Source organism: uncultured Lactobacillus sp. (assembly GCF_902491705.1).
Classification (GTDB): Bacteria; Bacillota; Bacilli; order Lactobacillales; family Lactobacillaceae; genus Lactobacillus.
Genome location: NZ_CABUIW010000063.1, coordinates 1 through 12,529 on the forward strand (window position 1 = coordinate 1; position 12,529 = coordinate 12,529).

General features: G+C 35.1%; 13 protein-coding genes. 7 read left to right on the forward strand and 6 right to left on the reverse strand.

Annotated features, from left to right (window positions below):
• Positions 1-117 (forward strand): IS3 family transposase (locus RDN22_RS09810; RefSeq protein WP_308554877.1); only part of this gene is annotated, 117 nt, incomplete at its 5' end.
• 53 nt (positions 118-170) lie between these two features.
• Here the strand turns inward: RDN22_RS09810 and RDN22_RS09815 are convergent.
• The 5 genes from RDN22_RS09815 to ezrA form a co-directional block, all read right to left on the reverse strand.
• Complete coding sequence (locus RDN22_RS09815) at positions 171-701, reverse strand: hypothetical protein (RefSeq protein WP_308557859.1); 531 nt, start codon at positions 699-701, stop codon at positions 171-173.
• A gap of 87 nt (positions 702-788) precedes the next feature.
• Positions 789-1,499: a pseudouridine synthase gene (locus tag RDN22_RS09820; RefSeq protein ID WP_308557861.1), complete on the reverse strand. Its 711-nt coding sequence runs from the start codon at positions 1,497-1,499 to the stop codon at positions 789-791.
• A 47-nt stretch (positions 1,500-1,546) separates the two neighbouring features.
• A complete protein-coding gene (gene thiI / locus RDN22_RS09825; RefSeq protein WP_308557862.1) occupies positions 1,547-2,764 on the reverse strand; it encodes a tRNA uracil 4-sulfurtransferase ThiI in 1,218 nt (405 codons plus the stop codon).
• Positions 2,764-3,924 carry a cysteine desulfurase family protein gene (locus RDN22_RS09830; protein ID WP_308557864.1) on the reverse strand — a complete coding sequence of 387 codons (1,161 nt, stop codon included), beginning with the start codon at positions 3,922-3,924 and terminating at the stop codon, positions 2,764-2,766. The genes thiI and RDN22_RS09830 overlap by 1 nt, the downstream gene beginning before the upstream one ends.
• Before the next feature lie 86 nt (positions 3,925-4,010).
• A complete protein-coding gene (gene ezrA / locus RDN22_RS09835) occupies positions 4,011-5,723 on the reverse strand; it encodes a septation ring formation regulator EzrA (RefSeq protein WP_308557865.1) in 1,713 nt (570 codons plus the stop codon).
• Positions 5,724-6,006: 283 nt separating this feature from the next.
• Between ezrA and rpsD the strand changes: the two genes are divergently transcribed.
• The 6 genes from rpsD (at position 6,007) to RDN22_RS09865 (ending at position 10,867) form a co-directional block, all read left to right on the forward strand.
• On the forward strand, positions 6,007-6,618 hold the full coding sequence (gene rpsD / locus RDN22_RS09840) for a 30S ribosomal protein S4 (RefSeq protein WP_308557867.1): 612 nt from the start codon (positions 6,007-6,009) through the stop codon (positions 6,616-6,618).
• Between the two features lie 88 nt (positions 6,619-6,706).
• Positions 6,707-7,177: a YueI family protein gene (locus RDN22_RS09845; protein ID WP_308557868.1), complete on the forward strand. Its 471-nt coding sequence runs from the start codon at positions 6,707-6,709 to the stop codon at positions 7,175-7,177.
• Complete coding sequence (locus RDN22_RS09850; RefSeq protein WP_308557870.1) at positions 7,177-8,484, forward strand: replication-associated recombination protein A; 1,308 nt, start codon at positions 7,177-7,179, stop codon at positions 8,482-8,484. The genes RDN22_RS09845 and RDN22_RS09850 overlap by 1 nt, the downstream gene beginning before the upstream one ends.
• Positions 8,485-8,804: 320 nt before the next feature.
• Complete coding sequence (locus RDN22_RS09855) at positions 8,805-9,086, forward strand: hypothetical protein (RefSeq protein WP_308557871.1); 282 nt, start codon at positions 8,805-8,807, stop codon at positions 9,084-9,086.
• Between the two features lie 61 nt (positions 9,087-9,147).
• Positions 9,148-9,612: a universal stress protein gene (locus RDN22_RS09860; RefSeq protein ID WP_308557873.1), complete on the forward strand. Its 465-nt coding sequence runs from the start codon at positions 9,148-9,150 to the stop codon at positions 9,610-9,612.
• A 100-nt stretch (positions 9,613-9,712) separates the two neighbouring features.
• Entirely contained in the window at positions 9,713-10,867 is a 1,155-nt protein-coding gene (locus tag RDN22_RS09865) for a glycoside hydrolase family 3 N-terminal domain-containing protein (protein ID WP_308557874.1), read from the forward strand.
• Positions 10,868-10,929: 62 nt separating this feature from the next.
• On the opposite strand, the gene RDN22_RS09870 is transcribed toward RDN22_RS09865, so the two are convergent.
• Positions 10,930-12,375, reverse strand: a complete 1,446-nt coding sequence (locus tag RDN22_RS09870) for a zinc ribbon domain-containing protein (protein ID WP_308557876.1) — start codon at positions 12,373-12,375, stop codon at positions 10,930-10,932.
• Positions 12,376-12,529 lie beyond the last annotated feature (154 nt).

Genomic DNA, 12,529 nt, shown 5'->3' on the forward strand with positions numbered 1-12,529 from the left:
GCTCAAGCTATAGAGGAATATATCAAATACTATAACGAAGAAAGGATAAAGAGCAGATTAAAAGGCTTAACTCCGAAAGAATATCGGAATCAAGCCTCTATTAATCCTATGTTTTAAAATGTCTACTTTTTAGGTCCCACTTCACAGTTAGGATGACTTTCTTTGATTTTTTAATATTTTCTAGCTAAGCTTCTACTTTTAAAATACTTAGCACCTGCATAACCATTTGAGTAGTCAAGATACTTAATAGTCTTACCATTTTTTCTCATTGTTTTTGCTTTAAACATATCCCATTGCTCAAAGCCAATCCATGGTGCGAAGGTAAAGTATTTTCCATTTGCTCGCTTAGTATAATAACCTGCCACAATATTCTTAGTTGCATTCATCAATCTACTTTGCTCACTCATTTGAGCTTTAGTTGATGGATTATAAATGCTATCTGGAATTGCCTTTTTATTTTGATGGTAAACAGTTTTGCCATTAAAACTGTGCGCTCCAATTCGAACTGTCTTGTATTTTACATTTGAACTAGTAGTGTACCAGGTGCCGCGCAAACTTTTTGGCACAGTATACTTACTACCTTTACCGTAAATCTTTTGAGCTGCTTGAACAGTTGCAGGTTCATTGATGATTCCAGCACCTATTGGTGCAACTGCCATTAATGCTGCTGCAATTAAACTATATCTAAATGATTTTTTCATTTTCGTCATTCTTCCTCACAAAATACATTTCATTAATAACTTACTTCATCAACCACCTTAAATAAATAAAATGTTCATAATTGCACATTATTTTATCTTTTCAATTTCATCCAAGCTAAGTTCAATGTACTTTCCACGCTTTAAATCAGCTGGCAAAGTTAATTTCCCCATCGATAATCTATCCAGTGCTGTAACTTTCATCCCTACCGCACCAAACATTCTCTTAATTTGATGATACTTTCCTTCACTAATTTCAATTTCGATTTCAGAAGTATCATTTTCTTTATCTTGCTTCAAAATCTTCAACTTAGCAGGTTTCAATTTAGTGCCATCACCTAGTGTCATACCAGATGCAAAAGTTTTGACTGTTTCTTCATCTGCAACACCTGCAATTTGAGCACGATAAATTTTAGCAACATGCTTATTTGGAGCCAGCAATTCATGGTTTAATTGCCCATCATTGGTTAACAAAAGCAATCCTGTCGTATCTTTATCTAGTCTACCGACAGGTACAATTCCTTGATATTGATCCTTAGGATCAAGCAGTGAAATAACTGTCTTTTGACTGCGATCTTCAGTTGCAGAAAGCACGCCTTTCGGCTTATTTAATAAAAAGTAATGATATTTTTGGTAAGCTACTTCCTTGCCATCTACTGTAATTGTATCTTGATCATCAACTTTTTCTTTCGGTGTTTTTACAGTTTTACCATTAACCATAACTACGCCCTTTTTTATTAATTGATGAACTTCTTTTCTTGAGCCAACATTCATATTGGCCAAATATTTGTCAATTCTCATTTTTTCACCTACAAAAAAAGCTAGAAGTACAACTTCTAGCTAATTTCCTACAATAAACTTGCGTCTTCTTGTGCCTTGTCATCCAAGAACTTTTGGTTTGGATAAATTGGAGTAATTTCAATACCATCCAAAGCTCTTTGAATCAAACCTTCAACATCAAGACGTGCTTCATATTCACGTGCTTTATCAAGCTTTGGCTTAGTCTTAGGACGTGGTGGAGCAAAAATAGTACAACAATCTTCAAATGGTTGAATTGAAAGATCAAAAGTACCAATTTCTTCAGCCTTAGCAATGATTTCAGTCTTATCCATTGTAGCTACTGGACGGATAACTGGCGTTGTAGTTACGTCGTTAATTGCAACCATTGATTGCAAAGTTTGAGAAGCAACCTGACCTACTGATTCACCGTTAAAGATTGCCAAACCGCCACGCATTGCACGAATACGGTCTGCAAGTTGCAACATAAAGCGACGTTGAACAGTCATCAAGTAACCTTCAGGCAACTTTTCCTTGATAGTTTCTTGAATTTCAGCAAATGGAACAGCAATAAAGTTAATCTTACCTGCATAGTTTGCCAAAATACCAGTTAATTCCTTAGCCTTAGCCAAAGCCTTTTCAGTAGTGTATGGAGGACTAAAGAAGTGAACCATTTCAATATCTACACCACGCTTCAATGCAAGCCATGAAGCAACTGGTGAGTCAATACCACCTGAAAGCATCATTACAGCCTTACCAGCAGTACCAACAGGCATCCCTCCAACACCATGAAGAAGTTGGTTAGAAATGTAGACAGCATCTTGACGTACTTCAATTCTAAGTACTAAATCAGGGTGCTTCATTTCAGCCTTCAGGTCATCAATATTATCGAATAAATAGTCACCAACTAGGTTGTTAAGTTGATTAGTATCATATTCAAACTTATGATCACTACGTTTAGTATTTACTTTAAAAGTCATTCCTGGCTTAAAAGTTTCCTTCATCAATTCCAAGGAAGTCTTTTCAATATCTTCCAAAGTCTTAGGAATCTTAATAGCAGGTGAGTAGGTTTGAATACCAAATACTTTTTTAAGGCGCTTATCTACTTCCGCAAATGGTGCGCCATTTAAAATAATGTGCATCCGGTCATGACGTGGGTGAAATTCAATTTGAGGGAAATCCTTCAAAACTCTCTCAACGTTAGTTGCCAAACGATTGATGAAGTCTTTTCTATTTTTCCCCTTAGTTGAGAGTTCCCCATAACGGACCATAACTTCTGTATATTCCATTAATTATCTCCCAAATGATTAATTTTAGCGAAATGATTATAGATCTTATCGAAGACCTTGATAAATTCATCTGCCTCCTCTAGCGTATTCGTTTCATCAAAACTCAAACGAATTGCACTAGTAGCAATCTTATCATCAATATGCATAGAAACCAAGGTACTTGCTTCATCTGCTGTCTTTGAAGCACAAGCAGAAGTAGTTGAAGTATAAATATCTTGATCTTCAAGTGTATGAACTAAAGTTTCACCGCGAATGCCTTCTAAGGCAAAACAGAGAATATGTGGTGCAAAATTGTCTTGTACTGGTGAAAAGATATCAATACCTGGTTTTTGCTTTAAGTAGTCAACAATTTTTGCCTTGATTGCAGCTTCTCTAGCAGCTTTTTCAGGTTCATCTTCAAGCAAAAGTCGAATAGCTTTAGCCATACCTGCAATTGCTGGCAAGTTTTCAGTACCTGAACGAAGGCCCTTTTCTTGTCCACCACCATCATGAAGCGGACTAAGCATCTTGCCTTCTTTTTTATAAAGAATACCAATACCACGAGGTGCATGGAACTTGTGGGCAGATAAACTAGATAAGTCTACTCTTGGAGTAAAGACTTTGTCCCAAATATTCTTGCCTAATGCTTGTACATTATCCACGTGGAATTGAATTGTTGGATAATTTTCAAGTAAGTCACTAATTTCATCAATTGGTTGAATAGTACCAATCTCGTTATTTACACCCATAATTGAAACTAGTGTTGTATCTGAATCAATTGCATTTCTTAAGTCATTAACGTTAACTCTACCTTCCTTATCTACTGGAAGTCGAGTTACGCGCCAACCCAAGTTTTCCAAAGCTGTAAAGCTATTAGCAACTGAAGCATGTTCAACACTAGAAGTAATGATATGCTTACCAAATTCACGCTTTTGAATAGCAGTTCCCTTAATTGCTGCATTATTAGATTCTGTACCACCTGAGGTAAAGAAAATTTCGTGTTGCTTTACACCCAATAATTCAGCAATCTGCTTGCGAGAAGCTTCAAGCAATTGGTGAGCACGGTCCCCCATTTTATGTAAACTGGAAGGATTGCCCCAAATATTAGTTGCCACCTTATTATAAGTATCCAATACTTGAGGATCTATCTTAGTTGTTGCACTGTTATCAAAGTAAATCACAAATATTACCCCTTTATAAAAAAACGGCCAATCACTTGACCGTTTAATGACTATTAAATTTTAGCTTAAATAATTAAATGCTTCAATTATTTATTCTTTTGTTCTGAATAATATGCATTTTCAAGACGTTGATAACTACCTGGCTCTACTTTTTCAATTGCGGTAGCGATGGTATCTAGCGCATCTTTATAGTTATATTCATTATAGAGCTGCATAGCAAGATGCTGAGCTTGTTTAATTGTATTTTTATCAGCATACTTATTAGAATACTGCATTATTATTTCAACCAGATTCGCAGAATTGATAATATCATTAGCTTCACGCTTAAGTCTTTCTACATCATCAGAAATTTGAATTAATTCATTAGCAATTTTTTCCATATTAATTCTAACTTGACTTAATTCATCACTAACATGACCAATTTCATTAACTACCAAGGTGTACATTTGCACCAGGCTATCAGGATTGCCTGGCAAGTCTCGTCTTTCAAGACGACGGTAAACTAATGAAACTTCTTGCTTAAAGTGCTTAATAGAATCATTAGCCACATTTTCTGAATCATATAAGCCATCAACATCAGTTGACATCTTAGCTTGTTCTTGATCAATTTCACGTAAGCGATTAAGCATTTGAAGCCATGAAGCTTGAATTACTGAATAAACGCCTTTACCATCTGCGATGTTTTGTGTATCAACAGTGTATTGACGATTCATGTTGTTAACTTCTTTTTCAAGCTCTTTACTCTTTTCAAGTTCACCGTGAGTTAATTCATAACTCTCATCAATGTGCTGCAATTTTTCAACTAATTTCTTTGAAGCAGCTTGTTGATGTGCGATCAAAGTCAACATCTTGTTTTCGTTCTTTTCAACAAATGGGCGAGCTTTGTATTCTTTAGCTAAAACATTATAAAGTTCATCAATTTCTCTGGAGATCTTTTTATTTAACTTAGCTAATTCATCTACCTTAGTTTCCGAGAGCAATTTATTAGCTTCGTCAATTTCACCGCGAATATCCTTAATTCTTTGCAAAACATCGATATCAGTAAGGTAGTACTTCTCTGAAACCATCTTTTTATAAGCATCAGATAATTCGCACAATTGATCTTGAAAAACAACTTCTAATTGGTGATTGCTTTCTTTAATCTTAGGTAATTGCTTTTGCAAAGCACCTAAAGCCATTCTGATCTTTGATAGTACCCGCTTTGCTTCAACATGGTCGCCTTGAGAAGAAAGATTCTTAGCTTCTTCAAAGTCGCTCTCCATTGATGCAAGCCGATCTTCAATTTGATCAATAGCAACACCATATTCAAAAGAGCTAGCCAAAATATTTTTTCTAAGTTCGCAATAAACCTTAATCAAAGCATCATATTGCATTTGATTTTCTTTATTGGATTCAAGTAGCTCTGTAAAAACAGCTTTAGTGTTGCGAGCATCTTCTAAAGTTGGCTTAATTATTTCTTGAGCCTCTTTAATCTTTTTTCTAGCCTTAAACAGCTTATAATTAGTATTTTCTTGGGCTGCTTCTTCAACTAATTGATCTACACGTGGCAATTTTTTAGTTGAAGCTTCATTATAGCTTTTGCGCCAAGTATTTAATGTAGTTAGACTTTCACCGGCCAAATCCATCTTATCTAATCGTGTAATATCTTCTTCCAGATGCATTTTTTCAATCTCATTGACTGCTGCATCAATCACTTCAATCGCACGCAATTGTGTACGGTTGATCCAAAGCATAAGCGCGATAATGACTATAATAAGGATGACAACGGCAATTATAATAATAGCTTGAATTGATGACATTGTTTATCCTCCAAAACTACTATGATTATAACAAAACATAGTCTGAAGATGTAAAAAAGCTGTCCTATTTCTTGATTTATTATTCTGAAGTATATATAATACTATGCGTGTAAAATATTTGCAGCAATAAGTGACAAGAACGTCAACATCTTGAAACGCTTTAGTGAACGAGTAACCCGCGCTGCATTGGGCGAAAATGTAAATCCAAGATGCACGAATGTTGAACTTATTCGTAATATTTTACTCCAAAAATTATCATTATAAATTTTATGGAGGATTTTTTATGTCAAGATATACAGGTCCAAGTTGGAAACGTTCAAGAAGATTAGGTATTTCTCTTTCAGGTACTGGTAAGGAATTAGCTCGTCGTAACTACGCTCCAGGTCAACACGGTCCTAACTCACGTGGTCGTTTGTCAGAATACGGTCAACAATTGCACGAAAAGCAAAAGTTACGTTGGATGTACGGCTTAAACGAACGTCAATTTAGAACTTTGTTTGCCCGCGCTGGTAAGATTCGTGAAGGTCAACACGGTGTTAACTTCATGATCTTGCTTGAACGTCGCTTGGACAACATCGTTTACCGCCTTGGTTTAGCTACTACTAGAGAACAAGCTAGACAATTAGTTAACCACGGTCACATCACTGTTGATGGCAAGCGTGTTGACATTCCTTCATACGAAGTTTCAGTTGGTCAAACAATTGGCTTGAAGGAAAAGTCAAAGAACTTGCAACAAGTTAAGGATGCCTTAGATGCAGTTACTGCACGTCCATCATTTGTTACATTCGATGACAACAAGATGGAAGGTTCTCTTGTACGTTTACCAGAACGTGACGAAATGGAACCAGAAATTGATGAATCACTCGTTGTTGAATACTACAACAAGTTACTTTAATTTTTACATTTTATTTTGTCGAAAGTCTTTCCCCATTGTGGGAAAGGCTTTTTTTGATACAATTGACTACATAGAAAGGATGAAAAGCATGACTGAAGACTTGAACAAACGGGTTGAGCAGGCTGCCCAAGGTATTACGCCCCAAACCAAACCTGATGAACGTAGACGTTATTTAGGATCTTTACGTGAACGCGTTTTAGTGCGTTTAAACAATACTGAAGTTAAAAATCCTGAATTAACTTCTTTATTTTTAAAACATATCGATGACTTCAAAGGATATACTATTTTAATTAATGGAAATATTACAGATGATGGCTTTTTAGGTGATGTTGAAGCAGATTGCAGCAAGGAAGATATTCCTTTTACTTTAGTTAATAATGAAACTGCCAAAACAGGTCCTGAGGACACTGCTGTTTTGGTAGTAGCAAAAACTGCAATTAATCATTCACGAATTGAAATTAATCAAGTTTACGCACCAGAAATGCCTAAAACAGAACTTGACGCACCAAGCAAAAAACATGAGGGTTTCTGGCATCATTTATTCCATGGTGATAAATAATGAAACCTTTAGCATACCGTATGCGACCTAAAAATTTGGATGAGGTTGTCGGTCAGCAACATTTAATCGGTCCAGGAAAAATCATTCGTCGAATGGTTGAAGCACGTCTTCTCTCCTCAATGATTCTCTATGGCCCTCCTGGCATTGGTAAAACTAGTATTGCTAGTGCTATTGCCGGTTCAACTAAATATGCCTTTAGAAAGCTTAACGCGGCTACTAACGGCAAAAAGCAATTGCAACAAGTTGCCGAAGAAGGCAAAATGAGCGGTACTGTCGTATTATTGCTTGATGAAATTCACCGTTTAGATAAAACTAAGCAAGACTTTTTATTGCCACTACTTGAATCAGGACAAGTTATTTTAATTGGTGCAACTACCGAGAATCCCTACATTTCGATCTCCCCTGCTATTCGTTCACGGTGTCAAATTTTTGAATTAAAGCCATTATCCAGTAGCGATGCATCAAGCGCAATTGATCGTGCATTAACTGATAAAGAAAATGGCTTAGGCAAATATAATGTTACTTTGACCGATGATGCACGCCAGCTTTTAATTGAAAAAGGCAACGGTGACTTAAGAGCTACTTTGAACAGCTTAGAATTAGCAGTTCTTTCTACAAAGCAAGAATTGAAAAATGAAAAGAAAGACGATTCTACTATATTAATTACCCAAAAAGAGATGGCCGACTCTATTCAGATGAAAATTCAAAACTTTGATGCATCTGGTGATGGGCATTATGATCTTGTCTCTGCTTTTCAAAAATCAATCCGTGGCTCAGATACTGATGCGGCTTTACATTACTTAGCTAGATTAATTGAATCAGGCGACTTAATTTCTATTTGCCGTCGGTTGGCTGTAATCGCCTATGAAGATATTGGCCTAGCTAATCCTGCTGCCGCTGAGCGTGCAATAACAGCTATTCAAGCTGCTCAAATGGTGGGCTTACCTGAGGCACGAATTCCACTCGCTAATGCCGTAATTGAGCTTGCATTATCACCTAAAAGTAACAGTGCTATTACCGCAATTGATAATGCACTTAGCGACATTCGCAATAAAAAGATTGGGTCGATCCCTGCCAACTTAAAAGATGCACACTATTCTGGTGCCAAAAAGTTGGGTCATGGAGTCAACTATCTCTACCCTCACGACTATCAAAATGATTGGGTAGCTCAACAATATTTGCCTGATAATTTGACTAAAGCTACTTATTTCCAACCTAAAGGTAATTCTAAAGTTGAACAACGTTACAAAGCGGTTTATCAAAACCTAAAACAAATGCAGTCTGATAACCTATCAAACAAGCATTAAAGTTAAATATTCATCTAAATTGATTTTATTGACAAACATACCCTTATCCCTTATCATAATAAGTGATCTGAGTTGATCGACAAGCTTAAATGTATAAAGTTGACCGATCAAACTATAAGACGTGGGAGTTGGCGAATAACTACCGAATCGGAATATTGCCTTGTCGCAAGATCCATATTCGCTGCGACGTCAACTCAAATTTTGAACACTGCGGGTTCAACAAGCGTCATTATGCTATGTTTAGTCAACTCGGATTTTTTTAGAATATTAAATGAGACGGTCTTAATTGACCGTCTTTTTCTGTAACTGGAGATTTTTTCATGGTAATTAAAATTGTTATGATCATTTTTATTTTTCTTTTGTTGCTTACCTCTTGGTACATGTGGCACAGAAGAAATGGTCATTTCTTAATTTTCGATGTTGGTGGCGATCCTCGCATGGCCAACATTTTAAAATGGACCTCAATTGCTTTATTAGCCGAAAGCGTCATTGGAATTATTATTTTATTTATGGGAAACAAGTACCTTAACTTGATCACGTTATTCCTTGCATCCCTAACCATCCTGACCTTTGGTTTATCAATTACTGGAAATAAAGAATAATATATTCCTAATAATAAGCAAATTTTTGGTAAAATAGATGTTAGGAAGAGGTGTTTAGAAAATGCTTTCACAATATAAAAATATTCAAGTTTCTGTAGATGGTTCAAAAGAAGCTGATTTAGCTTTCAGCAAAACCGTAGCCATCGCTAAGCGTAACAATGCAACTTTGGAAATTTTACACGTAATCGATACCCGTTCTTTCCAAAACGTTTCTAGTTTTGATTCTGCAATGGTCGAACAAGTTTCTAAAGATGCTGAAAAGAGAATGAAGGATTACCAAGCACGTGCTGTTAAGGCTGGTGTTAAGGATTCTCATTATTCAATTGAGTTCGGGTCACCTAAGACAATCATTGGTCATGAATTTCCTAAGAAACACAACATTGACTTAATTGTTGTTGGTGCAACTGGGTTAAATGCTGTTGAACGTTTGCTTATTGGTAGTGTTACTGAATACGTTACTAGAACTGCAAACTGCGATGTCTTGGTATGTCGTACCAAAGAAGTTGAAGACGCTTTAGAAAAATAAGTTTTCATAATATTGAGCCAAATCTAATGATTTGGTTCTTTTTTTCTCTACATAATTTTTACTTTTCAACTAAAATGAACATGATAGAATAGGACGTATCATGAAGAAAAAAATATTATTTTTTACTGCATTAACTGCTGTAGCATTAATAGCAGCTGGTTGCAGCCATCAAATAAAATCCAATGCAAAATCTTTTAGTTCTAAAAAGATTAAAGTCATTAAAAAGAAGAAGAAAAAACCAAGTAAAATTGACAGAATTTTTAAACATATGACTCTAGATGAAAAAATTGGTCAGCTTTATTTTGCTCATAGTACCGGTGATTATAAGCAAATGAAGAAAGACATTAATCAGTACCATTTAGGTGGAACTACCCTATTTGCTCCTGATTACACCAATAGAACTAAGTCGCAGTTTGATCAAGAAATGCAAAATTATCAAAAAGCCAGCGATCATGGACTTCTAATTGCAACTGATCAAGAAGGTGGAACTGTTTCTAGGATCGACACTAATCCTGATATTTCACAGAGAAAATATCCTAGTCCACAAGATATTTATAATGCCGACGGATTAAAAGGCATTAAAAAAGAAAATACAGAAGTAGCTCAGATTTTACGTCAAAACGGAATCAACACGAATTTTGCCCCTGTTACTGATGTAGCCAAAGATAAAAATAGTTTTATCTTTAAACGAACCTTAGGCCAGGATTACAAAACAACAGCTAAATATATTCCTGTTGCAGTAAAAAGTATTCAGGACCAAAAAGTTGCAAGCTGTCTTAAACATTTCCCTAGTTATGGCGATGCTGGTGATACTCATACTGGTTTTGCGCAAATTAATAAGCCACTATCTGAATACGAAAAAGAAGATTTATTACCTTTTAAAGCAGGAATTAAAGCTGGCGTCGACAGCATTATGATCTCACACATCGTGATCAAAGATATTGATGCTAAACTGCCCGCTTCACTTTCTCCTGCCGTCCATAAATTGCTTCGTAACAAATTAAATTATCATGGCTTAATGATCACTGATGATTTACAAATGGGTGCTATTACTCAGTACGCAAAGCAACATCATGTCAATGCTGATGTCCTAGCTTTAAAAGCTGGCAACGATATGCTTTTGGGTGGCAATTATCAAACAGGCATCCCTGCTATCAAGAGTGCAGTACGAAATGGTTCAATCAGTAAAAAGCAAATTGATAATTCTGTTAGAAAAGTCCTGCTGCTAAAAGAAAAATTAGGTATTTTAAAATAAATATCTCTTTAAATTTTGCCAATAAAAAAGGAGTCAAAAATTTGACTCCTTTTTGTTTTTATTTAATCTTTCTTAGTTTGGTCATAGATAATTTTACCGTCACCAACAGATAAGATCTTAAACTCTCCATTATCCTTCTTAAAAGTTATATGAGGATAATGTGCTACTTGAATATGAATATCATTTTCATGATCAAATTCATAATCTATTTTAGCATCACATTCATAAATTCCTTTTTCTATTGGATAAACATTATAAACGTCTGGCTCTACTTCCCAATCATTAATTTTATCTGAATCATCAAATGCATTCGACATTTTATTAAACGAAATGTAGTACTTATTATTTTTACCATCAACAAATGCACCTGAATCTGTATCTTTAAAACAGTTTTTGATTAAGTCATTAACATCATCAAGACTGGGTGCTCCCGCAAATTCAGGAACTATATTAGTCAATTTAGAATCATAATCATTTGTTTTAGCTTGAGCTTTTGCAATTAAATCATCTGAATCTTCAGAATCATCTGAGTCATCTTCTGATTTATTAATTACTGCATTTTCAATATTAGCTTCTTTTGAGACAAAAGTTTGACCTCGAGAAACATATTTAATATAAGCTGTAGTTTCGTCGTTATATTGATAATCATCTAAATCTAAAACTCCGTTTTTACTGAGCTTGCCACAATATTTATTAGCAATATAAACTTTACCGCCACTAGGCCCTAATACAGCTAAATCTGCCGTCTTAATATTGCAATTATAGACTTTATTTTCATCCCAAAGGTTAACACTAGCATCTGTCGATAATTTATGCCCTGAAGCAGTTGCTTGGACTTTTATATCATATTTACCACCAAGCATAGGACCAACTTTAGCTGTATAATCTTCACCGCTTAACTTTGCCGTTTTAACATACTTATTATTTATATAGATTTTACTATTAGAATGATTGGTTTCAATAGTAGGTGAATAGCTAACTACGTCTAGTTTATATTTTGGAAACAGTAAAAAGTATTTGCCATCTTGTACCAAACTAATCCACTTAATATTTCCACCACTTGCTAAAGTATTACGTAGCATAGTTAATCCACTGGGATTATTCTTATAATAATTAGTAATCGATTTAACTGAATTAGAATTGATTTTTACATTTGAATCTTCTGTTGTTACCAATGTAGCTAATTTGTTATTGTCGCCTTTGCGAATGGTATCAATAATTCTATTCACCTGATTAGTAGAATTATAATAATGCCGTTCATATGCACCAAGAGCAATTAATAAAACTATAACTACTCCTAAAGCTATGAAAACTTTATTATTCTTAGAAGATCTTTTTCCATTACTAGGTGTTTGAGAAGAATTTGGCACTTTAGGTGCTATTTGTTGATGTAAGTTCTCCTCCGTATTTTGCTTAGCTCTTGCATTTTTGAAACTATAACCACAGTTTGGACAAAAATCCACTTGAGGATCTACTTTTGTCCCACAATTTGGACAAAATTTTTCCATCTTTTGTTTTCCCTTTCTTAATCTAATAACTTAACCACTAAAATTATATCTTATTCTTCTCGAACAGAATACAAAACCCTCGAAATTCTATCCGAACTTTGTGGTGACCCTCGAAATTCGGACATGAATTTCGGGGGTTTTATTATGGCTAAAT